Origin of the sequence: Variovorax sp. JS1663 (assembly GCF_002157355.1) — a bacterium.
In the GTDB taxonomy this organism is placed as follows: Bacteria; Pseudomonadota; Gammaproteobacteria; order Burkholderiales; family Burkholderiaceae_C; genus Variovorax.
In genome coordinates this window covers 66,092-89,026 of sequence record NZ_LYMK01000029.1, presented here as the reverse complement: position 1 = coordinate 89,026, position 22,935 = coordinate 66,092, and the positions used below count along the sequence as shown (strand labels likewise).

Here is a 22,935-nt window from a genome sequence, read left to right as displayed (position 1 = left end):
TGATAGTGCGGGTTCCCGTGTGAAAGTAGGTCATCGTCAGGCTCTTACAGCCCTCAAAAAGCCCAACCCCGCAAGGTTGGGCTTTTTGTTTTTTGGGGCTCAATCGCGCACTTTAAATCACGGTGAGCGCGATGCCCATCTCGACCGACGATAACAGCCAGCCGGGTAGCCGGGTGCGAACACGAGCAACTGCACCGGCAAGTTGCGCTCAAACCGTCGCGCCGGGTCGCAGTTGACGCCGAAGGATCTTGCCGACGTTCGTCTTCGGCAAGCTCTCCCTGAACTCGATGTGTTTGGGACGTTTGTAGCCGGTCAGTTGTTCATGGCAATAGCGCATGACAGTTTCCTCGGTGAGCGCAGGGTCCTTGCGCACCACGAAGACCTTGATCGCCTCGCCTTGCTTCTCGTCGGGTACGCCGATCGCCGCGCACTCGACGACGCCGGGGCACAGCGAGATGACATTCTCAAGCTCGTTCGGAAATACGTTGAACCCGCTCACGAGGATCATGTCTTTCTTGCGGTCCACGATCCGGCTGTAACCGTCCTCCTGCATGATCGCGATGTCGCCGGTGCGCATGAAGCCGTCCGCCGTGAAGGCTGCCGCGGTCTCGGCCGGCTGGTTGTAGTAGCCGACCATCACGTTGGGTCCCTTGATGCAGAGCTCGCCGGCTTCGCCAGGGGGCAGCGAGCGCCCTTCATCGTCCTTGATCGCAATCTCGATCCCCGGCAGCGGCAGACCGATGGTGCCGGTGAAGGCGGTGTTCGAAACCGGATTGTTGGTCCCGATCGCGCACGTTTCGCTCATGCCCCAGCCCTCGATCATCGGGCAGCCGGTGGCTTCGAACCATTGACGGGCCGTGCCTTCCGAAGCGGCCATGCCACCGGCCTGGGATACAAAAAGGTTCGAGAAGTCGACGGTCTTGAACTCCGGGTGCACCAGCAGCGCATTGAACAGGGTGTTGACCGCCGGCAGCATGTGGAAGGGCCGCTTCTTGAGCACGGCGATGAACTTGTCGAAGTCGCGGGGATTGGGAATCAGCGTGAGGTGCGAGCCCTGCCGGATGGCTAGCAAGCACAAGGTCAGCGCGAAGATGTGATAAAGCGGGAGCGCCGCGATGCTGTTGACCTTGGCCAAGTCGCCTGCCCGCGCCAGCGCCGGCGTGAACCACGCCTCTGCCTGCAGCGTCGCCGCGACGATGTTGCGGTGGGTCAGCACGGCGCCCTTGGACAAGCCCGTCGTCCCGCCCGTGTATTGCAAGAACGCGATCGAATCCAGCGTGCTCGGATCGGGCGCGAGCGTGCGCCCCTTGCCTTCCGCGATCACCTTGGGAAACGGCGTCACGGTGCGTCCCTTGTCCAGCGGAAGCTTGTAGGGCGGCACCATCTTCGCGAGGTGCCGTACCGCCAGCGTGATCCACGTGCCATACAGCCCGCCGAGCAGGTCGCCCATCGATGCGATCACCACGTGCTTGACCGGCGTCTGCTCAATCACCTGTTCCAGCGTGGCGGCGAAGTTCTCCAGGATGACGATCGTCGTCGCGCCGGAGTCCTTCAGCTGATGCTCGAGCTCGCGCGCCGTGTACAGCGGATTGACGTTCACGCACGTGTAGCCCGCGCGCAGCACCCCAGCCATCGTGACCGCGAACTGCGGGACGTTGGGCAGCATGATGGCCACGCGCGCCCCCGGCTCCAGACCGCGCGATTGCAGCCAGGCGCCCAGCGCCTTGGAGAGCTCGTCCAGTTCTCCGTAGCTCATCCACCGCTCCATGCACACCGAGAACATACGGTTCGCGTAGCGCTGGAAGGACTCCTCGAACAGGTGGCCGAGGGATCTGTATTGCTCGGGATGCACCTCGTGCGGAACCCCGGGTGGATAGCTCTTCAGGACGGTGGATTGCATGCGATCTCCTTTGGCGCGGATTGTCGAAGCGAGCTCGGGCGCGTCACCAGCGGACTTGTCCTAGGTCACCCAGTCACCTGTCGCGCATGCGATAGTCGGCCGCATGGTTGCCCGTCTCCAGCAGTGCATCGTGATGGCCTGGCTGTTGGCAGCATTCGCCTGGGTCGGCAGCTGGTGGCCGCACGCGCCCGTCATTGCCATCGGCGGGCTGCTGGTGTTGAGCCTGGCCCACACCAGCGTCCTCGGACTCGAATTCATCGCGACGCGGCGCGTCAGCGCGTCCGATCCCGTTGCGCGCTCGAGCGCGATCCAGTGCGCCAGGGCCTGGCTCGCCGAAAGCTGGATGGCCCCGCGCGTCTTCTGCTGGCAGCAGCCGTTTCGCTCGCACGCGTTCCCCGATCACTTGCCGAAGGGCAATGACCGCCGGGGCGTGGTCCTCGTCCATGGCTTCCTGTGCAACCGGGGATTCTGGAACCCCTGGCTGCAGGAACTTCGCGTGAGGGACCACGCCTTCGCCGCCGTCAACCTCGAGCCGGTCTTCGGCTCGATCGACCACTACGTGCAGATCATCGAGATCGCAGTGCAGCGCGTGACCGCAGCCACCGGAAGGCCTCCAGTCCTGATCTGCCACAGCATGGGAGGGCTGGCCGCCCGCGCCTGGCTGCGCACTTCCGATCCTGGGCGGGTGCATCGCATCGTGACCATCGGTACGCCGCACCGCGGCACGTGGCTTGCGCGCTTCAGCCATACCACCAACGGGCATCAGATGCGGATCGGGGGCGACTGGATGCGGCAGGCCGAAGGCGATGGCGCACCCCCGTGCCTCTTCACCTGCTGGTACTCGAACTGCGACAACATCGTGTTCCCGATCTCGACGGCCACGCTGCTCGGCGCCGACAACCGGCTCGCCCCGGGGCGAGGGCATGTGGAGATGGCTTTCGTCCCTGGGCTGCGACGGCAGACCCTCGATCTGCTCGAGGGCTGACGCCGCACGCGCTCAGAGCGAGGATTCACCCGGCAGCAGCACCCCGGGCTCGATATCCGGCTGCACGGCGATTGCCTGGTACAGCGGCGTGAAGTCCGGCGCCGTCAAATCGAACAGCTGCGCAAAGCTGTCGATCACGAAGTAGTTGGCCTGGTAGGTATCGATCTTGTAGCGCGTGCGCATCGCGCGTAGCAGGTCCAGCGGCAGGCGCAGCGGCTCCGTGCTGCGCACCGCGTGCCGCAGTTCGCCGACCGAACTGAGGATGCCGGCTCCATAAGCACGCACGCCCTCCGCCTGGCGAATGAGCCCGAACTCGACCGTGTACCAGTAGAGCCGGGCCAGCTTCTCGCCCGCACCCAGCTCGTGGGCCTTGATCCCGCCCTGCCCATAGCGTTGCACGTAGTCGGCGAAGGTCGGGTCGAAGAGCATCGGCACATGGCCGAAGAGATCGTGGAACACATCGGGCTCGACGATGTAGTCGAACTCCTCCGGCTTGCGGATCCAGTCCGTGACCGGAAACTTGCGATTCGCCAGCAGCGTGAAGAAAGGCAGCTCCGGAATCAGCCCCGGCACTGCCACGATCTCCCAGCGCGTCGCCTTGTAGAGCCGCTCGTTGATCTCGTCGAAACGCGGAATGCGGTCCTTGACGCCCAGGAGCGGCAGCGAGGCGATGAAGGCATCGCACGCCAGGCCCCCCAGCTGCGCCGCTTGGCGTTCATAGAGACGCCGGTAGGTGTCGTGGTCGGCCGGCGTGTAGCTGCCCCAGTCCTGCGGACAGGTGTAGTCGGACAGGACCGCGCCGCCGCGCGAATAGTCCCCGCGGGGCGGCCTGTCCGACTGGCCGTACACGGCGGGCATGACGGCACCAGTGGGCGTCTCCATGAAAAAAGCTCCGATCTGAAGTTGTTTGCTACTTGAGCCAGCGGTCCATCACGCGCTGGAACTCGCCGCCGGCGCGCGCGAGATGCAGCCACTGGTCCACATAGGCCTTGAAGGCCACGTCGTCGCGCGGCAGCATCCAGGCCATCTCGCCGTACTGCAGTGGCTTGTCGGGATTGACGGCGCACAGGCCCGGCTTGAGCTTCTGCTGCGTGATCGCCTCGGCCGCCTCGGTGACGAACACGTCGGCGCGGTTGGCGAGGATCTCGTCGAAGATCGTCACGTTCTCGCCGTGCATCGTGAGCTTGGCCTGCTTGAAGTTGGCGCGCGCGAAGCGTTCGTTGCTGCCGCCCGGGTTGAAGATCACCCGTACCTGCGGCTTGTCGATGTCGGCCACGCTCTGGTACTTCGCGACATCGGCGCAGCGCGCGATCGGCGTCTTGCCGTTGACCATGTAGGGCGCGCTGAAGAAGGCGCGCTTCTGCCGCTCCGTCGTCACCGACACGCCGCCGACGGCGATGTCGCACTTGCCCGCGGCGAGGTCGGGCAGCAGGTTCGCCCAGGTCGTCTTGACCCATTGCGGCTTCGCGTTGAGGCTGCCGCTGAAGCTCGACATCAGGTCGACGTCGATGCCTTCATAGCTGGCGTCCGCCTGCTGGAAGCTGAAGGGCTTGTAGTCGCCTGGCGTGCAGATGCGCAGCACGCCCGCCTTCTGCACCGCGTCGAGATGCGACGCGGTCTCGCCTGGTGGGCGCGGCTGCTGCGCATTCATGGCGCAACCGCCCAGGGCAAGGACCGCGGCCGCGATACATGACGAACGAAGCCAGAGGGTAGGACGACGCATTCAGTGCTCCTGTGATGGGAAGCAACTATTTTGCGGCGCTCAGCACCCCGCGACGCATCTGGTCCAGCTCGATGCTCTCGAACAGCGCCTTGAAGTTGCCGTTGCCGAAGCCGTCGTCGCCCTTGCGCTGGATGAACTCGAAGAAGATCGGGCCCAGCTGGTTCTCGCTGAAGATCTGCAGCAGCAGCGCGTCCTTCTTGCCGTCGATCAGGATCTTGCGCTTGTGCAGTTCCTCGACGCTCTCGCCATGACCCGGGATGCGCTTGTCCACCAGCTCGTAGTAGGTGTCGATGGTGTCGAGCAGCGTGACACCGTTGGCGCGCAGGCCGTCCACCGTCTTGTAGAGGTTGTCCGAGCCCATCGCAATGTGCTGGATGCCCTCGCCGCGATAGAGGTCCAGGTACTCCTGGATCTGTCCCGGCTGCTCCTTGCCCTCCTCGTTGATCGGGATGCGGATCTTGCCGCAGGGGCTGGTCATCGCCTTGCTCTTCACGCCCGTGACCTGGCCTTCGATGTCGAAGTACTTGACCTCGCGGAAGTTGAACAGGCGCTCGTAGAAGTCTGCCCATTCGTTCATGCGGCCGCGGTGCACGTTGTGCGTCAGGTGATCGATGTAGGTCAGGCCATTGCCTTCCGGCGCCAGCGCCTGCTGAGCGCTCAGGCCGGGCAGGGCCTCGAAGTCGACGTCGTAGAAGCCGATGTTGCCGATGTCGCCGGGTTGCGCGCCGTTCTTGCCGCGCCAGCGGTCCACCAGGTAGATCAGGCTGTCGCCGATGCCCTTGATGGCCGGAATGTTCAGCTCGCCGGGCCCTGCCTTGTCGGCGAAGCCCCAGGCGCCCAGCGAGGTGGCGCGCTCGTAGGCCGCCTTGGCGTCCTGCACCCGGAAGGCGATTGCGCAGACGCTCGGGCCGTGCTGGCGCGCGAAGCGCTGGGCGAAGGAATCCGGCTCCGCATTGACGATGAAGTTGATGGTGCCCTGGCGGTACAGCAGCACGTTCTTGTGGCGGTGCTTGGCTACCGCCTTGAAGCCCATCCGCTCGAACACCTGGCCCATCGCGGCGGGATCGGGCGCGGCGTACTCGATGAATTCGAAGCCGTCGGTGCCCATGGGGTTCTCCCAGGGGGTGAAGGCGGGGGCGTCGGCGGTGCTCATGGGGCTGTCTCCAGGTCAGGAAGGGTGGTGTTCAGTGTGGCGCTGCGGCAATGCAGCCCGCGTATGGAACTGTAAGAGCGCCGGGCCTCATGATTTCAGCGTTATCACGCCTGGAATGCTGCGATAGCGCAGAAAAACTGTGAAAATCGACTCATGAATGCACTAGACAAGCTGGATAGGCAGATTCTGCGCAAGTTGCAGGACGATGGCCGCGCCACCTACGACCACCTCGCCGAGGAGGTCAGCCTCTCTCCCAGCGCCGTGCTGCGGCGCGTCAAGCGGCTGGAGGAGACCGGGGTGATCGACCGCTACGTCGCGCTGGTGAAGCCCGAGTCGGTCGGCCTCGGGTTGACGGCCTACCTCAACGTGCGCCTCGAAAAGCACACCGAGACCCACAAGCGCAATCCGATGGACCTGTTCCGCGCGAGCGTGCAGACTTGGCCGGAGGTGGTGGAATGCGCCGCCCTGACGGGCGAGATGGACTACCTGCTGCGCGTGGTGGTCGCCGACATGGCGCACTACAGCCGTTTCATCATGGACACGCTGCTCAAGCACCCGAGCGTGGAGGACTGCAAGACCAGCTTCGTGCTGGACCGGGTCAAGGCCACGACGGCCGTTCCGGTGTAGCAACGAAAAAGTAACGAGATGAGCCTTTTATTAGAGAGGGTTTGCACTAAGTTCTTACATCTGAGTCCTTGCGGGCTTGTTGGTTAAGGGAAAACCCCTATATTGGACCCATGCATACCGCCAAGGCACTCCTCAAGGCTTCCCTGGGCCTGGGCTCTTTCCTGAAAGCGCCGATGGTCGAAGCCCAGCCGCGCGCCGCCGCGCCCACCCCCGTCATGGTGCCGATCCGCTCGATCGGCCCGCGCGAACGCGACCGCATCGCGCAGCACCTGTTGGCCCTGAAGCCGCACGACCGTTATCTCCGTTTCGGGTACGCCGCGTCCGACGAACAGATCCAGCGCTACGTCGACGGCCTCGACTTCGACCGCGACGAGCTGTTCGGCATCTATAACCGCCGCCTCGACCTGATCGCGATGGCCCACCTGGCTTTCGCGCCGGCTGACCAGCACAAGGACTGCGCCGAGTTCGGCGTGTCCGTGGCCGAGCACGCCCGGGGGCGCGGCTATGGCGCCCGTCTGTTCGAGCGCGCCGTCGTGGTCGCCCGCAACGAAGGCGTGGGCATGCTGTTCATCCACGCGCTGAGCGAAAACGTCGCGATGCTCAAGATCGCCCGCAACGCCGGCGCCACCGTGGTGCGCAGCGGCTCCGAATCAGAGGCGCATCTCGAACTGCCGCACGCCACCTTCGACAGCCGCATGAGCGAGATCGCACTCGAGCACTACGCCGAGGTCGACTACCAGCTCAAGACGCGTGCCAAGCAGTTCTGGGCCTTCCTCGCCACCCTGCAGGAAATCCGCAGCGGCGTGCGCGCCGCGCGCGACCAGTCAGCCCCTTGAGGGGCGCCGCAAGGCGACAGCCGGCGCCGGGCGGCGGGGGCGCATTCCGGTATCCTTGTGCTTCCCCCAACTTCGCCCTCCCGCAGTGGCAGACCCTCACCCTGAACGCGCGCCCGCAGAACGCGAGGACAAGCGCAGTTTTCTGCAGAAACTTGCCGAGTTCCTCCATCCCGGACCGGATTCGCGCGACGAGCTGATCGAAACCCTCGCCGATGCCGAGGACAACGACGTGATCGGCGCCGAGTCCCGCGTCATGCTCGAAGGCGTGCTGCGCATGGCCGACATGACGGCCGGCGACGTGATGGTGGCCGCGCCGCGCATGGACCTGGTCAACATCGACGCGCCCTACGAGTCGCTGCTGAACCTCGTGATCGACACCGCGCACTCGCGCTTCCCGGTCTACGAAGGCGACAAGGAAAACATCATCGGCATCCTGCTCGCGAAGGACCTGCTCAAGCTGCAGCGCGCGCCGGACCTCAACATCCGCGCGCTGCTGCGTCCGGCCACCTTCGTGCCCGAGAGCAAGGGCCTGAACGATCTGCTGCGCGAGTTCCGCGGCAACCGCAACCACCTGGCGGTCGTGATCGACGAATTCGGCCGCGTGGCCGGCCTCATCACCATCGAGGACGTGCTGGAGCAGATCGTCGGCGAGATCGAGGACGAGTTCGACATCGCCGAGGACGAGGGCGACATCTTCGGCCTGGCCGACCACACCTACCGCGTCTCGGGCGACACGCCCATCGAGCGCGTTGCCGAGGCCTTCGGCATCGTCTTCGACGAGAAGATGCTGAGCGAGGACTTCGACACCATCGGCGGCCTGATCGCGCACGAGATGGGCCATGTGCCCAAGCGCGGCGAACACTATGCGCTGGGCGCCTTCGACTTCGTCGTGCTCCACACCAAGGGCGGCGCGGTGCGCTGGTTCAAGGTCTCGCCGGCGCGCGGCGACGACGCGGCCGATTGAAAACGCTGGCGCGCGCGCTGGGCTTCGGGATCGCGGGCCTCGCGCAGGCCGCGTCCATCGCGGCCCCCTGGGACGGTCAGCCGCTCTGGTGGCTGCAACTGCTCTCGCTGGCGGCGCTGGTCTGGCAGCTCGATGCGCTGCGCGAACGCGGTCAGCCGAAGCCCGCATGGCGCAGCGGCGCGCTTTACGGCTGGCTGTTCTCGACCGTCTGGCTCTGCGGCACCTTCTGGTGGCTCTTCGTCTCCATGCACACGTACGGCGGGCTCGCCGCGCCGCTGGCCGCCTTTGCCGTGCTCGCCCTGTCGGCCGCGCTCTCGTTGTACTACGCTGCGGCGGCTGCCTTCTATGTCGCTTTCGCGGCGCGACATCGTGCGGCTGCCGTGTTGCTGTTCGCCGCCGGCTGGACCCTGGCCGAGCTGCTGCGCAACAGCTGGTTCACTGGCTTCCCCTGGGGCGCCGGCGGCTACGCGCACGTGGAGGGCCCGCTCGCGGCCTATGTGCCGTGGCTGGGCGTGTACGGCGTGGGTGCGGTGGCCGCCGGCATCGCGGCGCTGGCCGCGTCTGCGCTGCGCAGTGGCGGCGCCCTGGCCGTGCCGCTGGGGCTGGGGTTCGTCCTGCTGTGCGTGCCGGCGCTCGTCGGCGTGCTGCGCGGCGCGCCCGATGACCCGGCCCTTTCGCGCGGCCGCCTCGAAGTCGCGCTGCTGCAAGGCAACATCCCCCAGGACGAGAAGTTCATCCCCAGCGGCGGCATCGCCACCGCGCTACGGTGGTACGGCGAGCAACTGCAGCGCGCCACCGCGCCGCTGGTGATCACGCCCGAGACCGCGCTGCCTCTGCTGCCCTCCCAACTGCCCCCCGGCTACCTCGACGCCATCGCGGCTCGGTATGCGGGCAGTACCCAGACGGCCATCGTCGGCCTCCCGCTGGGTGATGGCCGCGTCTACACCAACACCGTGCTCGGCTTCGGCCCCGGGCGCAACGCACCCTATCGCTACGACAAGCACCACCTGGTGCCCTTCGGCGAGTTCGTGCCGGGCCTGTTCCGCTGGTTCACCGACATGATGAACATCCCGCTGGGCGACTTCCAGAGCGGCGGCCTCGCGCAGCGCCCGCTGGCCTGGCAGGGCCAGCGGATCTCGCCCAACATCTGCTACGAGGACTTGTTCGGCGACGAGATCGGCGCCAACTTCCGCGACGAGGCGCAGGCCCCCACCATCCTGCTCAACGTGAGCAACATCGCCTGGTTCGGCGACACGGTCGCCATCGACCAGCACCTGTCCATCTCCCGCATGCGCGCGCTGGAATTCCAGCGGCCGATGGTGCGCGCCACCAATACCGGCGCCACGGTCGTCATCGACCACCGCGGCCGCGTCACGCATGCCCTGCCTCGGCTCACGCGCGGGGTCCTGGTAGCGACCGTCGAGGGCCGCGCGGGCCTCACGCCCTATGCGTACTGGGTCTCCCGCCTCGGGCTTTGGCCGCTGTGGGGGCTGACCCTGGCGATCGTCGCGGCCGCGCCTTTCGTCACGCGGCGACGGGCCAGTCCCGCAGCTTTCCCGGGTTGAGCAGGCCCTGGGGGTCGAAGCGCCTCTTGAGCTCGATCACCTCCGGCGGCAGCGGGCCGCCGGCCTTGCCGTCCTCGACGATGTTGACGTGCGGGTTGTTGATGTGCACGCCATGCGCGCGGTGCAGGCGGATGATCTCGTCGAGCCGTTCCTCGGTGCTGAAGCGCACCAACTGCAGTCCGCTGCAGGTCATCAGGCCCACCGCATTGCGCAGGAATTCGAGGTGCATCATGACTTCGCCCGCGAACAGCTTTTCCATCGCGATCACCTGCTCGACGTGCCGCCCCGGTGTGAAGCCGCTTTGCAGGTAAGTCAGGTTCTTGTCGACCTTGAGCGCATGCAGCGTCGTGTGGTTCCAGGTGAATTCCACCAGCGTGCGGTTGCTCTTCTGCACTTCCGCAGCCGTCTTGCGGTAGCTCATGCGGCCGCCGTGCGCCGCGACGAGCTCCAGCATCGGCGCCTCGCAGGACTCGGCCACCAGCGAGAGCACCGCGTGGCAGCCGCGGGGCAGGTGGTCCGCCAGCTGCGCCAGGTGGTCCGGCACCGGGCTGCCGAAGAAGGCGATCTCGCGCTTCACGATGCCCGGCGCATGCGCCAGCGCGTCGGCGAAGAGCAACGCCGGCTCGAAGGCGTCGAAGACGACCAGGCTCTCGAGCCAGGGATGAACCGGCGCCAGCCCCACTTCGAGCTCCAGCACCAGGCCGTTGGTGCCCCACACGTGATGCATGCGCAGGGCCTCCGCGCCGCGCAGCTCGACGACCTGCGGCTCGGCTTCGATGGTCATCGCGCGCAGCCCGAGCACGTTGCCGATGGCGCCGAGCGGCCCGTGGTTGATCGAGCCCACGCCGCCGAAGCCGCCGCCGAAGAGCCCGCCCAAGGTCGCGCTGCGGTAGGTGGAGGGCACGCAGCGCAGCTCCTGGCCCGAGGGCCGCGTGTGCTTCTCCAGCTCGCCGAGCCGGATGCCGGCCTGCGCGCGCGCCACGCCGGGGCGCACCCATAGCATCGCGTTGAAGACCGTCATGTCGAGCACCACGCCGCCGGCGAGCGGCGTGGTCTGGCCATAGTTGCCGGTGCCGCTGCCGCGGATGGTGATCGGTATCGCCCGGCGCGCGCAGGCGCTCACCACGGCGCGGATCTCGTCCTCGCTGCGCGGGCGCACGACGGCGTCCGCGCGCTTGTCCTTCAGCTGCCGCTGCAGCACCGGGCTGAACCAGGAGAAGTCCTGCGACAGCCGGACGATGCGGCTTTCGTCGGTGATCCAGTCGAGTTCGGGCAGTTCGAGATGCAGTTGCTCGATGGCGGAGGCGGGGGCGTTCATGGGGGAAGGGATCAGTCCTGTGAGAGTTCGCTCGCGTGCCACGAGCCAAGCGCGATCTTGGTGAGCCAGGCCATCAGCACGAAGAGCGCGACGCCGGTCAGCGAGATCAGCAGGAGGGCCGCGAACATGCGCGGGATGTTGAGCTGGAAGCCCGATTGCAGGATCTGGTAGGCCAGTCCCGCGCCGGCGCCGCCGGTGCCGGCCACGAACTCGGCCACCACCGCGCCGATCAGCGCCAGGCCGCTCGAGATGCGCAGGCCGCCGAAGAAATAAGGCAGGGCGCTCGGGATGCGCAGACGCACCAGCTGCTGCCAGCGCGTCGCGCGGTTGAGCTTGAAGTAGCTCTGCAGATCGGGCTCGATGCTGCGCAGCCCCAGCGTGGTGTTGCTGATGATCGGAAACAGCGCGACCAGCGCGGCGCAGACCACCATCGCGGCCGTGGGGTTCTTGACCCAGATGATGATCAGCGGTGCCACCGCGACGATCGGCGTGACCTGCAGCAGCACCGCGTAGGGAAAGAGCGCTGTCTCGACCCGCTTGCTCTGCACGAACAGGAAGGAGATCAGCACGCCAGCGATCGTGGCCAGCACGAAGGACAGCAGGGTGATCTTCAGCGTGACCAGCAGCGCCAGGCCCAGCGGCACCCAGTCGGCGACGAGCGTCTTCATCATCAGCCAGGGCGAGGGCACCAGGTAGGGCGGCAGCTCCATCGCGGTGACCAAGCCCTGCCAGAGCGCCACCAGCACCACGCCCACCAGCACCGGGTACAGCACGCGCTGCGCGCGCGGCTGCCGCAGAAGAGGAAGCCGCGGGCTCAAAGCGGTGCCTCCTCGTGCGTGCTGTCGCTCGCGCGCAGCAGGCTGTCCTGCAGCTGCTTCGCGTAGCGGCTGAACTGCGGCGAGACCATGAAGTCGGCGCTGCGCGGGTACGGCTCGTCGATGTGGAACTCCTCCACCACGCGGCCCGGCCGCGCGGCCATCATGATCACGCGGCTGGAGAGGAACACCGCCTCGTGGATCGAGTGCGTGACGAAGATCACCGTGAGCTTCTTCCTGCGCCACAGGTCGAGCAGCTCGGCATCGAGCTTGTGGCGCGTGATCTCGTCCAGCGCGCCGAAGGGCTCGTCCATCAGCAGCAGGTCGGGCTGGGTGACCAGCCCGCGCGCGATCGACACGCGCATCTGCATGCCGCCCGAGAGCGCACGCGGCAGTGCTCCTGCGAACTTGTCCAGGCCCACCATCTCCAGCGCCTCGGCGACGCGCGCGTCCGCCTCCCTGCGCGGCACGCCGGCCAGGTCCAGCGGCAGGCGCACGTTGCTGCGCACGCTGGCCCAGGGCATCAGCGTGGGCGACTGGAACACGAAGGCCATCTTGTGCGCGCAGTCGTGCAGCTGCGCCACCGGCCGCCGCCACAGCAGCAGGCGCCCGTCGCTGGGCTCCAGCAGGCCGGCCACCATTTTCAGCAGCGTGCTCTTGCCGCAGCCCGAGGGGCCCAGCAACGTGACGAACTCACCTTCGGCGATGGCGAGGTCCACCGGCAGCAGCGCGCGCGTGCCGTTGGGGTAGGTTTTCTCGGCCGAGAGCAACTCCACCGCAGGCGCGACAGGAGCAGCCGGCGGGGCGAGCACGGAGGGATCGATGCGGTTCATGCGAGGCGGGTTCCGCGCGCCGGTCAGGGCAGAACCCTGGCGTCCTTCACGAACTCGGTCGTGTAGGTCTTCGCGATGTCGACCTTCGCCGGATCCAGCAGCTTGGCGGTCACCAGGAAGTCGTAGCTCGCCTTGGCGCGTGCGTCGGTGATCACGCCGATGCCCAGCGTGGCCGCGTCGCCGCCGGTGACCATGCCCATCTCCTTGAGCTTGGCGACGCTGTAGGCCAGCTGGTCGTCGGTCATGTTCGGATTGTCCTTCTTGATCAGCGCGTTGGCCGGTGCCGGGTCGGCCAGGTAGCTCTTCCAGCCCTCGGCCGAGGCCTTGACGAAGGCCGCGACCTGCTTGCTTCGCTCCTTCACGGTCTTGTCCATGCACGACACGGTGGTGGCATAGGCCGGGAAGCCGTGGTCGCTGAACATCAGCACGGTGCTCTTCACACCCGCCTTCTGAATCGCGTAGGGCTCCGAGGTCAGGTAGCCCTGCTGCGCGGTGTTCTTGTCGGCCACGAAGGGCTGGATGTTGAAGGTGTAGGGCCGCGTCTGCTCGTCGGTCAGGCCGAACTTCGCTTTCAGCCAGGGCCAGTAGCCGCGGTTGGCCTGCGATCCGATCAGGATGGTCTTGCCCTTGAGGTCCTCGAACTTCTTGACGTCGTCGTGCGCGATCAGCACCTGCGGGTCTTTCTGGAAGAAGGCCGCCACGTTGACCACGGGCACGCCGCCCTCGCGAACCTGCATCATCTGGATGTCGCTGGAGCCCATGATGCAGTCGGCCTGGCCGGCGGCCATCATCTGCGTGATGTTGACCTGCGGGCCGCCCATCTTGATGGTCACGTCCAGGCCGTGCTTGCGGTAGATGCCCTGCGCCACGGCCTGGTAGAAGCCGCCGTGCTCGGCCTGCGCGTACCAGTTCGTCATGTAGGTGAACTTGTCCTGCGCCTGCGCCGTCGCGGCGGCGGCACAGGCGAGGACGGAGGCGGCGGCCAGGCGGCCGAGGCGGGAGGCGGAAGGGTGGCGCATGGTGAAGACCTCTTGGGGATGAAGAAAGAAGGAAAGTCGTTGCAAGGAGCGCGCCTCAGCGCGCGGCGGACTGGATGAAGCCCGTCTGGTGCCCGCGCTCCCAGGTGGCTTCTTCGCGCACCACCCAGCGCAGGGCGTGGAGTTCGGTCAGGGCCTGCACCCAGCTGGCGGCCAGCGTGTCCAGGATCTCCTCGCCCTGTTCGCGCGTGGCGCTGGTGGGGTCGCCGATCACGCCGCTGGGGCCGAAGTCGCGCGCGGTCCAGGCGCAGGCCGGGCGACCATCGGGCGACAGCAGCTTGATCGGAAAGGGGGGCGGAAAGTTGGCCGCCGCGCGGTCCATGTGCACGGTGTCGGGGGCCAGCGCGAGCATCAGCGCGGTCTCGGAGTGGCCCGCGTGCATCGATAGCTTCTTTTCCTGCTCGCCGACCTGCCGGCTCGAGGCGTTGGGCAGGCGCGAGACGCCGTGCGGCACCACGATGAAGTCGCCATGGCGCAGGCGCAGCTCGCGTGCCGCCATCTCCAGCACCTGCGGCTGGCCGCCATGGCCGTTGGCGAAGAGCAGCTTGCGAAAGCCCGCGCGGTAGACCGATTCGCCGATCTCCGTCACGGTGGCGAGCAGCGTGGTGCCGGTCAGCGTCATGGTGCCGGGGAAGTGCAGGTGCTCTTCCGACTTGCCGTAGGTGATGGTCGGCAGCGCGAAGGCGCGCACGTCGGGCGGCAGGCGTTCGAGCGCCTTGCCCATCACCCCCGACGCGATCACGCTGTCGACCGAGCAGGGCAGGTGCGGTCCGTGCTGTTCGATGGCGCCGCAGGGCAGCACGATCACGGTGTTCTCGCGGTCGGGCAGTGCGTCGATTTCGGTCCAGCTCAGGTAGGGCAGGAAGCGATGGGGCGGGATGTAGCCGTGCAGCATGGGGTGTCGTGGTGTGGGGAAAGGGGGCTCAGGCGAAGCGCGCCATCGCCTGGCCCACGCGCTGCAGGAAGCGCTTGAGCTGGGGCTCGGTCGCCACGTTCATGTGGTAGTGGGCGTGGTAGTCCACGCGCGCCTGCGGGCCGGTGAGCCGCCGCATATAGCGCGTCACGATCTTGCGTGGCGGGTCGCCCATGTACCAGGCGACCCAGCGCGGGCGGCCGTAGGTCACCACGGCCGAGACGCGCTTGATGTGCGTCAGCATCGGCTTCACGTTGGCCGGGTTGCTCAGGTCGAAGGCCACGCCCGGCATGAAGAGGCGGTCGAAATAGCCCTTGAGCATCGCGGGCAGGCCGAAGCACCAGGTCGGGAAGCAGAACACGATGCCCTCGGCCCAGCGCAGGCGCTCGATGTAGGGCCTGAGCGGCAGCTGATTGCTCGGGACCTCGTGGTAGCCCAGGCGTTCCTCGCGCGAGAGCACCGGGTCGAAGCCCTCGGCGTAGAGGTCGCAGTCGTCCACCTCGTGTCCGGCCGACTTCAGGTTGCGCAGCACTTCCTGGTGCAGCGCCGCGTGGAAGCTGGTTTCGACCGGGTGGCAGTAGACGACGAGCACGCGCATAGGGGTGTTTGACCGCTTAATCAGAGCAAGTGGTCAGATTACGCAAGCAGCGTGCCAGCGGATACGCACCGGAACCGGGCGCAAGGTCGCGCGGCTGGCCGGTTTCCGGGCGACCGCGCGGTCAGGAAGCCGACCTAGAGAAAGATCGCCAGTCGGCCTTCAGGCCTGGATGCCGCAGCCGCCCAGCACGAAAGCGATCAATTCGCGCGCGATCGGCTCCCGCTCGATCGGCGCGCCGGGCGGCAGGCCCAGCATCACCCGTGTCTGCAGCGCGTAGTCGGCGTAGCTCTGGGTCATGGCCCAGATGTGCATCAGCAGCAGGCGCGCATCCAGTGGCCGCATCAGGCCGCGGGCGATCCAGCCGTTGATGATGTCCACCTTCTTCTGGGTCCAGGCGCGCGCATTGGGCCAGTAGCGTTCGAGGTTGCGCCCGCCGTCCAGCACCTCGCGGGTGAAGATGCGCGAGATCTCGGGGTTGTCGAAGGCGTGGTCCAGCTTCTTGCGGATGTAGTCCTCAAGCACCGCCCCGGGGCTGCTGGCGTGCTCCTCGAAGGCGAAGACCACCTTCCAATCGTGCAGCACCTGCATCAGGAGCTCCTCGTAGAGCTCTTCCTTGCCGGCGATGTAGTAGTGCAGCTGCGGCTTGGTCAGGCCGGCGCGCGCCGCGATCGCCTGGGTCGACGTGCCCTTGAGGCCGTGCAGGCTGAATTCGGTGATGGCCGCGTCGCGGATCGCCGCCATGATGCGCTCCCGGCCGGGGCGGGCGCGCGAGAGCGGGCCGTCCGGCGCCGGCATCTGCAGGGCCGCCTCGGCCGGGGTGGGAAGGGTGGGACTGCTCATGATGGGGGGGCGGAGGCTGCCGCCCGGCGATGGTAGCGCTTCGTTCGTACAGGCCCGGTCCCCGCGGCATCACGGCATGCGAAGGAAGCATTGCAAGCGTGTGACGGCCTTCCTGCCTTCCGGTATCTTCCTGGCGCTTTGTGAAATTCTTCACACAACAGGAGCTCCTCATGTTCTTTGCCCCCCGTTTCCGTGCCTTCGCGGCCACCGCGGCGCTGGCTGCGGCCGCCGCCGTCGCCCATGCCCAGCAGGCGCTGCCCAACGTCGTGATCCTCGCGACCGGCGGCACCATCGCCGGCGCCGGCGCCTCGGCCGCCAACAGCGCGACCTATGCCGCCGCCAAGGTCCCCGTGGACAAGCTGATCGCCGGGCTGCCCGAAATCTCCAAGGTGGCCAACGTGCGGGGCGAGCAGGTGTTCCAGATCGCCTCCGAGAGCTTCACCAACGACAACCTGATGGTGCTGGGCAAGCGGGTCTCGGCGCTGGCCAAGCAGGCCGACGTGGACGGCATCGTGATCACCCACGGTACCGACACGCTGGAGGAGACGGCCTATTTCCTGAACCTGACGGTGCGCACGTCCAAGCCCATCGTCGTGGTCGGCTCGATGCGCCCGGGCACCGCGCTGTCGGCCGACGGCGCGCTCAACCTGTACGACGCGGTCAACGTTGCCGCCAGCAAGGATGCGGCCGGCAAGGGTGTGCTGGTGACGATGAACGACGAAATCCAGAGCGGCCGTGACGTGAGCAAGGTCGTCAACATCAAGACCGAGGCCTTCAAGAGCCAGTGGGGTCCGCTGGGCATGATCGTCGAGGGCAAGAACTATTGGTTCCGCGCGCCGGTCAAGCGCCACACCACGCAGTCCGAGTTCAACATCGACGAGATCACGTCCCTGCCCGCGGTGGACATCGCCTACGGCTACGGCAACGTCCCCGCCACCGCGATCGACGCCTTCGCCAAGAGCGGCGTGAAGGCCCTGATCTTCGCCGGCACCGGCAATGGCTCGGTGGCCGACCGCGTCGTGCCCACGCTGCAGAAGCTGCGCAGCGACGGCGTGCAGATCATCCGCAGCTCGCGCGTCTCCGATGGCTTCGTCATTCGCAACGCCGAGCAGCCTGACGACAAGTACGACTGGGTTGTCGCGCATGACCTGAAGCCGCAAAAGGCCCGCATCCTGGCTATGGTCGCGCTGACCAAGACCAACGACCCGAAACAGCTACAAAGGATCTTCTGGGAGTATTGAGCTCGCCCCCAAGCTCCCAGGCTCCCCCCACTTCACGTCGGACCCACCGCCATTCGTGGGACACCGCGGAACCGGCTTCGCCGGGCCGCTGGTGTCGCCCCCCCCCGGTGAGGGGGTTGGCGGACCACACGAAGTGGGGAAGCCTGGGGGAGAGCAGCATTCCACGGCCGCAGCGGCGCAAGCCCTGCGGCCGTTGCTTCGTCCGGGCGCTCTTAAAATGCCCGGTTCGCCGCGTCGCCGACGCGCGCGGCCACCAGGCCCACCATGCTGACCTTCCAACAGATCATTCTCAAGCTGCAGTCCTACTGGGACGCCCAGGGCTGCGCGCTGCTGCAACCCTACGACATGGAGGTGGGCGCCGGCACCTCGCACACAGCCACCTTCCTGCGCGCCCTCGGCCCCGAGCCCTGGAAGGCGGCCTACGTGCAGCCCAGCCGCCGCCCCAAGGACGGTCGCTACGGCGAGAACCCCAACCGCCTGCAGCACTACTACCAGTACCAGGTGGTGCTCAAGCCGGCGCCGGCCAACATCCTCGAGCTCTACCTGGGTTCGCTGGAGGCGCTGGGCTTCGACCTGAAGAAGAACGACATCCGCTTCGTCGAGGACGACTGGGAGAATCCGACGCTGGGCGCCTGGGGCCTGGGCTGGGAGGTGTGGCTCAACGGCATGGAGGTGACGCAGTTCACCTACTTCCAGCAGGTCGGCGGCATCGACTGCCGGCCGATCACCGGCGAGATCACCTACGGCCTGGAGCGGCTCGCGATGTACCTGCAGGGCGTGGACAACGTCTACAACCTGCAATGGACCGAGGGCCTCAGCTACGGTGACGTCTACAAGCAGAACGAGGTCGAGCAGTCGACCTACAACTTCGAGCACAGCGACGCCGACTTCCTCTTCACCGCCTTCGCGGCCCACGAGAAGCAGGCCAAGTACCTGATGGTGCAGCAGCTCGCGCTGCCGGCCTACGAGCAGGTGCTCAAGGCGGCTCACAGCTTCAACCTGCTGGACGCGCGCGGCGCGATCAGCGTGACCGAGCGCGCCGCCTACATCGGCCGCATCCGCAACCTCGCGCGCAGCGTCGCGCAGAGCTACTACGACAGCCGCGAGCGCCTCGGTTTCCCGATGGCGCCGCGCGAATGGGTCGCCGAGATCACGAAGAAGGCGGCCTGAAGCGATGACCACCAAGAACAACCTGCTCGTCGAACTCTTCGTCGAGGAGCTTCCCCCCAAGGCGCTCAGGAAGCTGGGCGAGGCCTTCGCCAACGTGCTGCGCGACCAGCTCGCGGCCCAGGGCTTGGCCGATGCCGGCTCGGTGCTCACCGCCTACGCCTCGCCGCGCCGACTTGCGGCGCATCTCACCCAGGTGAGCGCGCAGGCGCCCGACCGCGCCATCACGCAGAAGCTGATGCCGGTGAGCGTGGCGCTGGACGCTTCCGGTCAGCCGACCGCCGCCCTGCTCAAGAAGCTGGCGGCGCTGGGTGCCGATGCCTCCGCCGTGCCCGGCCTGCGCCGCGCGATGGACGGCAAGGCCGAGGCCCTGTTCTTCGAGAGCACCGCCAAGGGCGCGACCCTGGCCGAGGGCCTGCAGAAGGCGCTGGCCGAGAGCATCGCGAAGCTGCCCATCCCCAAGGTCATGGCCTACCAGCTCGAATCCGGCTGCGCGCTGCCGGGTTGGAGCAGCGTGAGCTTCGTGCGCCCCGCGCACGGCCTGGTCGCCTTGCATGGCGACACCGTGGTGCCCGTGGAGGCCCTGGGCCTGAAGGCCGGGCGCGAGACGCACGGCCATCGCTTCGAGGCCCGGCAAGACCCGATCGTGCTGCGCGACGCCAACAGCTACGCCGTGCAGCTCGACGAGGAGGGCGCGGTGATCGCCGGCTTCGAGGCCCGCCGCAACGAGATCGCCCGCCAGCTGGCCGACGCGGCTCTGTCCGTCGGCGCCGGCGCGCAGCCCATCCAGGACGATGCGCTGCTCGACGAGGTCACGGCGCTGGTCGAACGGCCCAACGTGCTGGTCTGCCAGTTCGAGCCCCAGTTCCTGGATGTGCCGCAGGAGTGCCTCATCCTCACGATGAAGGCCAACCAGAAGTACTTCCCGCTGCTCGACGCCGCCGGCCGGCTCACCCACAAGTTCCTGGTCGTCAGCAACATCCGCCCGGCCGACGCCAGCGCCGTTACCGGCGGCAACGAGCGCGTGGTGCGCCCGCGGCTGGCGGACGCCAAGTTCTTCTTCGACCAGGATCGCAAGAAGTCGCTGGCCTCGCGCGTCGAGGCGCTGGGCAAGGTGGTCTATCACAACAAGCTCGGCACCCAGGGCGAGCGCGTGGAGCGCGTGATGCGCATTGCCCACGCGATCGGCGAGCAGCTCGGCGCGGCCACAGGCGATCCTGCGCTGGCGCCGCATGCCGTGCAGGCCGCCCAGCTCGCCAAGGCCGACCTCGTGACCGACATGGTCGGCGAGTTCCCCGAGCTGCAGGGCATCATGGGCCGGTACTACGCCTTGCACGACGGGCTGGACCACGTGGTGGCCGACGCGATCGAGGACCACTACAAGCCGCGCTTCGCCGGCGATGCGCTGCCGCGCGGCGCGGTGGGCGTCGTGGTCGCGCTGGCCGACAAGCTGGAAACGCTGGTGGGCATGTTCGGCATCGGCAACCTGCCCACGGGTGATCGCGATCCCTTCGCGCTGCGCCGCCATGCGCTGGGCGTGATCCGCATGCTCATCGAGCGCCACCTGCCGCTGGACCTGCGCGCGCTGATCGGCCAAGCCTATGCTGCCTTCGGCGCGCCCAAGGCCGGCGACCATCCGCTGTCGGACCCGACCGAGGCCTTGGAGGCCTTCTTCTACGACCGCCTGGCCGGCAGCCTGCGCGAGCAGGGCGCCAGCGCGCAGGAGGTGGATGCCGTGCTCGCCCCCCTGCCGCAGCGCCTGGCCGACGTGCCGAAGCTGCTGGCCGCCGTGCGCGCCTTCGCTGCCCTGCCCGAGGCACCGGCGCTGGCTGCGGCGAACAAGCGCATCGGCAACATCCTCAAGAAGTCGCCCGAGGCCGACGCCCACGTGAGCGAGCTGCTGCTGCACGAGGCGGCCGAGAAGGCCTTGCATGCGGCCATGCAGAAGATCGTCCCGGTGGCCAATGCACAGTTCGACGCCGGCGACTACACCGCGTCGCTGCAGACCCTGGCCGCCTTGCGCGGGCCGGTCGATGCCTTCTTCGACGACGTGATGGTCAATGCCGAGCAGTCCGACCTGCGGCTCAACCGGCTCGGGCTGCTGATGCTGCTGCACCGCGCGATGAACCGGGTGGCGCAGCTGGAGCGGCTCGCCGCCTGATCGGGGCACCCCATGAAAATCGTCATCCTCGACCGCAATGGCACGCTCAACGTGCACCGTGAGGACTTCGTCAAGAGCGACATCGAGTGGACGCCGCTGCCCGGCGCGCTGGAGGCCGTGGCGCGGCTCAACCACGCGGGCTGGCACGTGGTGATCGCCTCCAATCAGTCCGGCCTCGGCCGCGGGCTGTTCGACGTGGCCTCGCTCAATGCCATGCACGCCAAGATGCACAAGATGCTGGCGGCGGTAGGTGGGCGCGTGGACGCGGTGTTCTATTGCCCGCACAGCCCCGACGAGAACTGCGAATGCCGCAAGCCCAAGCCGGGCCTGTTGCTGCAGATCGCCGAGCGCTATGGCGTGGACCTCGCCAACGTGCCCGTTGCCGGCGACAGCCTGCGCGACATGCAGGCCGGCGCGGCGGCCGGCTGCGAGCCGCACCTGCTGCTGACCGGCATGGGCGCGGCCTGCCGCGGCGTCGTGCCCCTGCCGCCCGAGTACCCCGCGAACACCCGCGTGCACGAGGACCTGCCGGCCTTCGTCGATTTCCTGCTGGAGCGCGAAGAGCGCAACGCCCTGAACCTCGCTGTCTGAACAGGCCCCGATGTCCCTTCTTCGATCCATCGTCCACGCGCTGTGGATGCTCGTCACCGTGGTGCCCTGGGCGATCATCATGATGGTCAGCTCGCTGTGGATACGCGGCGTGCCGCTCTACTGGATGGCGGTGCGCTGGCTGAGCTGGGCCATCGGCGGCGCGCGCGTGCTGCTGGGCATCCGCACGCGCGTGAGCGGCATGGAGAACCTCCCGCAGGACCAGCTGGCCGGCGCCGTCCTGCTGGTGAAGCACCAGTCCACGCTCGAGACCTTCCTGATGCCCACGCTGATGCCGCACCCGCTGGCCTTCGTGTTCAAGAAGGAGCTGATCTACGTGCCCTTCTTCGGCTGGGCCATGGCGCGCCTGGACATGATCCACATCGACCGCAGCCAGCGCACCCAGGCCTTCAACAAGGTGGTGGCGCAGGGCCGCAAGCTGCTGGCCCAGGGCATCTGGATCATCATGTTCCCGGAAGGCACGCGCATTCCGCGCGGGCAGCAGGGCGTCTACAAGACCGGCGGCACGCGCCTGGCCTGCGAGACGGGCGTGCCGGTGATCCCGGTCGCCGTCAGCTCGGCCAAGGTCTGGCCGCGCAAAGCCTTCATCAAGCGTCCGGGCGTGGTGGACGTGTCCATCGGGCCCGCGATTCCCAGCACCGGGCGCAAGCCCGACGAGCTGATGCGCGAGGTGGAGGCCTGGATCGAGGGCGAGATGCGCCGGCTCGATCCCGAGGCCTACGTCCGGGCGGAGGCGGTGTCCGCCTGAAGGCATCATGCGCAGCCTGCTGCAGCTCACGCTGGATCTCTTCGATCCACCGGCACCGCCCCCTCCGCCGCCAGCGCTTCGCGCAACCGCGCTCGAAGCGCCCGTGCCGCCCGCCATTCCTCTGGCGGACGCACTGATCCCGGCGAGCTTCATCCATCCGCGTGCCACGCGCGAGCTGCTGCTGGGCAACGCCCGCGTGGCCTTCGAGTTCATCCGCGGCAAGCGCCGCACCATCGGCTTCGTGGTGGGCGCCGACGGGCTGTCGGTTCGAGCGCCCCGCTGGGTGGCGCTGCGCGACGTCGATGCCGCGGTGAAGGAAAAGGCCGACTGGATTCTGCGCAAGCTGGCCGAGACACAACAGCGCCATGCGAAGCTGGAGGCGACGCGGATCGAATGGAAAGACGGCGCGGTCTTCCCCTTCCTGGGGGAACCCGTGCTGGTGCGCCTGGACCCGGAGCATGGCTTCGCGGGCGTGGGCGCGATGCTGGACGCCGGTTCCGGCACACAGGCGCGCGTCCTGCGCCTGGCGGTGGCGAACAGCGCCGGCCCGGAGCAGATCCGTGATGCGGCGCAGGCTTGGCTGATGCGCCAGGCGCGGCGCATCTTCACCGAGCGGCTCGACCATTTCGCGCCGCAACTGGGCGTGCGGTGGAACAAGCTGTCGCTGTCGAACGCCTCGACCCGGTGGGGCAGCGCGAGCGCGGACGGCGCGATCCGCCTGCACTGGCGCCTGGTGCATTTCCGGATGCCGGTGGTGGACTACGTGGTGGCGCACGAACTGGCCCACCTGCGGGTGATGGACCACAGCCACCGCTTCTGGGAAACGGTGGAGAGCGTGGTGCCGGACTACGGCGCGCTGCGGCAGCAGCTCAAGGACCAGCCGGTTCCCAAGTGGTGAGTCC

The 22,935-nt window shown here is 67.6% G+C and carries 22 protein-coding genes; 11 read left to right on the top strand and 11 right to left on the bottom strand.

Annotated features, from left to right (window positions below; translation table 11 throughout):
• Positions 1-208: 208 nt before the first annotated feature.
• Positions 209-1,900: an AMP-binding protein gene (locus A8M77_RS22740; protein WP_086923784.1), complete on the bottom strand. Its 1,692-nt coding sequence runs from the start codon at positions 1,898-1,900 to the stop codon at positions 209-211.
• Between the two features lie 103 nt (positions 1,901-2,003).
• Here A8M77_RS22740 and A8M77_RS22735 point away from each other — a divergent pair, with 103 nt between their 5' ends.
• A complete protein-coding gene (locus tag A8M77_RS22735) occupies positions 2,004-2,885 on the top strand; it encodes an esterase/lipase family protein (RefSeq protein ID WP_086923783.1) in 882 nt (293 codons plus the stop codon).
• A 12-nt stretch (positions 2,886-2,897) separates the two neighbouring features.
• Here the strand turns inward: A8M77_RS22735 and phhA are convergent, their stop codons facing one another.
• From phhA to hppD, 3 genes are all read right to left on the bottom strand, one after another.
• Complete coding sequence (gene phhA / locus A8M77_RS22730) at positions 2,898-3,767, bottom strand: phenylalanine 4-monooxygenase (protein WP_086923782.1); 870 nt, start codon at positions 3,765-3,767, stop codon at positions 2,898-2,900.
• 28 nt (positions 3,768-3,795) lie between these two features.
• Positions 3,796-4,536 carry a transporter substrate-binding domain-containing protein gene (locus A8M77_RS22725; RefSeq protein WP_443272177.1) on the bottom strand — a complete coding sequence of 247 codons (741 nt, stop codon included), beginning with the start codon at positions 4,534-4,536 and terminating at the stop codon, positions 3,796-3,798.
• 97 nt (positions 4,537-4,633) lie between these two features.
• Positions 4,634-5,761 (bottom strand): 4-hydroxyphenylpyruvate dioxygenase, encoded by a 1,128-nt coding sequence (gene hppD, locus A8M77_RS22720; RefSeq protein WP_086923780.1) that lies wholly within the window; start codon positions 5,759-5,761, stop codon positions 4,634-4,636.
• Positions 5,762-5,914: 153 nt separating this feature from the next.
• On the opposite strand from hppD, the gene A8M77_RS22715 reads away from it, so the two are divergent.
• The 4 genes from A8M77_RS22715 (at position 5,915) to lnt (ending at position 9,753) form a co-directional block, all read left to right on the top strand.
• Entirely contained in the window at positions 5,915-6,388 is a 474-nt protein-coding gene (locus A8M77_RS22715; protein WP_086923779.1) for an Lrp/AsnC family transcriptional regulator, read from the top strand.
• Positions 6,389-6,498: 110 nt separating this feature from the next.
• On the top strand, positions 6,499-7,224 hold the full coding sequence (locus A8M77_RS22710) for a GNAT family N-acetyltransferase (RefSeq protein WP_086923778.1): 726 nt from the start codon (positions 6,499-6,501) through the stop codon (positions 7,222-7,224).
• Between the two features lie 85 nt (positions 7,225-7,309).
• Entirely contained in the window at positions 7,310-8,188 is an 879-nt protein-coding gene (locus A8M77_RS22705) for an HlyC/CorC family transporter (RefSeq protein ID WP_086923777.1), read from the top strand.
• Positions 8,185-9,753, top strand: a complete 1,569-nt coding sequence (gene lnt / locus A8M77_RS22700; protein WP_086923776.1) for an apolipoprotein N-acyltransferase — start codon at positions 8,185-8,187, stop codon at positions 9,751-9,753. The genes A8M77_RS22705 and lnt overlap by 4 nt, the downstream gene beginning before the upstream one ends.
• On the opposite strand, the gene A8M77_RS22695 is transcribed toward lnt, so the two are convergent.
• The 7 genes from A8M77_RS22695 to A8M77_RS22665 all read right to left on the bottom strand — a co-directional run bounded on the left by A8M77_RS22695 (position 9,713) and on the right by A8M77_RS22665 (position 16,107).
• Entirely contained in the window at positions 9,713-11,071 is a 1,359-nt protein-coding gene (locus A8M77_RS22695; protein ID WP_086923775.1) for an FAD-binding oxidoreductase, read from the bottom strand. The genes lnt and A8M77_RS22695 overlap by 41 nt on opposite strands.
• Before the next feature lie 11 nt (positions 11,072-11,082).
• The gene (locus tag A8M77_RS22690; protein WP_086923774.1) at positions 11,083-11,889 is read right to left on the bottom strand and encodes an ABC transporter permease; all 807 of its coding nucleotides are present in this window, start codon (positions 11,887-11,889) and stop codon (positions 11,083-11,085) included.
• Positions 11,886-12,719 carry an ABC transporter ATP-binding protein gene (locus tag A8M77_RS22685; RefSeq protein ID WP_086923773.1) on the bottom strand — a complete coding sequence of 278 codons (834 nt, stop codon included), beginning with the start codon at positions 12,717-12,719 and terminating at the stop codon, positions 11,886-11,888. The genes A8M77_RS22690 and A8M77_RS22685 overlap by 4 nt, the downstream gene beginning before the upstream one ends.
• A 23-nt stretch (positions 12,720-12,742) precedes the next feature.
• A complete protein-coding gene (locus tag A8M77_RS22680) occupies positions 12,743-13,738 on the bottom strand; it encodes an ABC transporter substrate-binding protein (protein WP_143694723.1) in 996 nt (331 codons plus the stop codon).
• Positions 13,739-13,793: 55 nt separating this feature from the next.
• A complete protein-coding gene (locus A8M77_RS22675) occupies positions 13,794-14,651 on the bottom strand; it encodes a creatininase family protein (protein WP_086923772.1) in 858 nt (285 codons plus the stop codon).
• Positions 14,652-14,679: 28 nt separating this feature from the next.
• The gene (locus A8M77_RS22670; protein WP_086923771.1) at positions 14,680-15,267 is read right to left on the bottom strand and encodes an NAD(P)H-dependent oxidoreductase; all 588 of its coding nucleotides are present in this window, start codon (positions 15,265-15,267) and stop codon (positions 14,680-14,682) included.
• A gap of 159 nt (positions 15,268-15,426) precedes the next feature.
• Entirely contained in the window at positions 15,427-16,107 is a 681-nt protein-coding gene (locus A8M77_RS22665; protein WP_238136924.1) for a TetR family transcriptional regulator C-terminal domain-containing protein, read from the bottom strand.
• Positions 16,108-16,277: 170 nt separating this feature from the next.
• Between A8M77_RS22665 and A8M77_RS22660 the strand changes: the two genes are divergently transcribed.
• The 6 genes from A8M77_RS22660 to A8M77_RS22635 all read left to right on the top strand — a co-directional run bounded on the left by A8M77_RS22660 (position 16,278) and on the right by A8M77_RS22635 (position 22,931).
• Entirely contained in the window at positions 16,278-17,348 is a 1,071-nt protein-coding gene (locus A8M77_RS22660) for a type II asparaginase (protein ID WP_086923769.1), read from the top strand.
• A gap of 264 nt (positions 17,349-17,612) precedes the next feature.
• Positions 17,613-18,518, top strand: coding sequence for a glycine--tRNA ligase subunit alpha (glyQ, locus tag A8M77_RS22655; protein ID WP_086923768.1), 906 nt, complete (start codon positions 17,613-17,615; stop codon positions 18,516-18,518).
• Between the two features lie 4 nt (positions 18,519-18,522).
• The gene (gene glyS / locus A8M77_RS22650; RefSeq protein ID WP_086923767.1) at positions 18,523-20,676 is read left to right on the top strand and encodes a glycine--tRNA ligase subunit beta; all 2,154 of its coding nucleotides are present in this window, start codon (positions 18,523-18,525) and stop codon (positions 20,674-20,676) included.
• A 12-nt stretch (positions 20,677-20,688) separates the two neighbouring features.
• Entirely contained in the window at positions 20,689-21,267 is a 579-nt protein-coding gene (gmhB, locus tag A8M77_RS22645; RefSeq protein WP_086923766.1) for a D-glycero-beta-D-manno-heptose 1,7-bisphosphate 7-phosphatase, read from the top strand.
• Between the two features lie 10 nt (positions 21,268-21,277).
• Positions 21,278-22,033 (top strand): lysophospholipid acyltransferase family protein, encoded by a 756-nt coding sequence (locus A8M77_RS22640; protein ID WP_086923765.1) that lies wholly within the window; start codon positions 21,278-21,280, stop codon positions 22,031-22,033.
• A gap of 7 nt (positions 22,034-22,040) precedes the next feature.
• The gene (locus A8M77_RS22635; RefSeq protein ID WP_086923764.1) at positions 22,041-22,931 is read left to right on the top strand and encodes a M48 family metallopeptidase; all 891 of its coding nucleotides are present in this window, start codon (positions 22,041-22,043) and stop codon (positions 22,929-22,931) included.
• Positions 22,932-22,935 lie beyond the last annotated feature (4 nt).

Excerpts from the sequence above, each read along its gene's own strand:
- A8M77_RS22640 (WP_086923765.1), top strand. The coding sequence starts at position 21,278 with ATGTCCCTTCTTCGATCCATCGTCCACGCGCTGTGGATGCTCGTCACC.
- hppD (WP_086923780.1), bottom strand. The coding sequence starts at position 5,761 with ATGAGCACCGCCGACGCCCCCGCCTTCACCCCCTGGGAGAACCCCATG.
- A8M77_RS22725 (WP_443272177.1), bottom strand. The coding sequence starts at position 4,536 with ATGAATGCGCAGCAGCCGCGCCCACCAGGCGAGACCGCGTCGCATCTC.
- glyQ (WP_086923768.1), top strand. The coding sequence starts at position 17,613 with ATGCTGACCTTCCAACAGATCATTCTCAAGCTGCAGTCCTACTGGGAC.
- gmhB (WP_086923766.1), top strand. The coding sequence starts at position 20,689 with ATGAAAATCGTCATCCTCGACCGCAATGGCACGCTCAACGTGCACCGT.
- A8M77_RS22665 (WP_238136924.1), bottom strand. The coding sequence starts at position 16,107 with ATGAGCAGTCCCACCCTTCCCACCCCGGCCGAGGCGGCCCTGCAGATG.
- A8M77_RS22715 (WP_086923779.1), top strand. The coding sequence starts at position 5,915 with ATGAATGCACTAGACAAGCTGGATAGGCAGATTCTGCGCAAGTTGCAG.
- A8M77_RS22670 (WP_086923771.1), bottom strand. The coding sequence starts at position 15,267 with ATGCGCGTGCTCGTCGTCTACTGCCACCCGGTCGAAACCAGCTTCCAC.
- phhA (WP_086923782.1), bottom strand. The coding sequence starts at position 3,767 with ATGGAGACGCCCACTGGTGCCGTCATGCCCGCCGTGTACGGCCAGTCG.
- A8M77_RS22675 (WP_086923772.1), bottom strand. The coding sequence starts at position 14,651 with ATGCTGCACGGCTACATCCCGCCCCATCGCTTCCTGCCCTACCTGAGC.
- A8M77_RS22735 (WP_086923783.1), top strand. The coding sequence starts at position 2,004 with ATGGTTGCCCGTCTCCAGCAGTGCATCGTGATGGCCTGGCTGTTGGCA.
- A8M77_RS22635 (WP_086923764.1), top strand. The coding sequence starts at position 22,041 with ATGCGCAGCCTGCTGCAGCTCACGCTGGATCTCTTCGATCCACCGGCA.
- glyS (WP_086923767.1), top strand. The coding sequence starts at position 18,523 with ATGACCACCAAGAACAACCTGCTCGTCGAACTCTTCGTCGAGGAGCTT.
- A8M77_RS22710 (WP_086923778.1), top strand. The coding sequence starts at position 6,499 with ATGCATACCGCCAAGGCACTCCTCAAGGCTTCCCTGGGCCTGGGCTCT.
- A8M77_RS22680 (WP_143694723.1), bottom strand. The coding sequence starts at position 13,738 with ATGCGCCACCCTTCCGCCTCCCGCCTCGGCCGCCTGGCCGCCGCCTCC.
- A8M77_RS22695 (WP_086923775.1), bottom strand. The coding sequence starts at position 11,071 with ATGAACGCCCCCGCCTCCGCCATCGAGCAACTGCATCTCGAACTGCCC.
- A8M77_RS22685 (WP_086923773.1), bottom strand. The coding sequence starts at position 12,719 with ATGAACCGCATCGATCCCTCCGTGCTCGCCCCGCCGGCTGCTCCTGTC.
- A8M77_RS22740 (WP_086923784.1), bottom strand. The coding sequence starts at position 1,900 with ATGCAATCCACCGTCCTGAAGAGCTATCCACCCGGGGTTCCGCACGAG.
- A8M77_RS22660 (WP_086923769.1), top strand. The coding sequence starts at position 16,278 with ATGTTCTTTGCCCCCCGTTTCCGTGCCTTCGCGGCCACCGCGGCGCTG.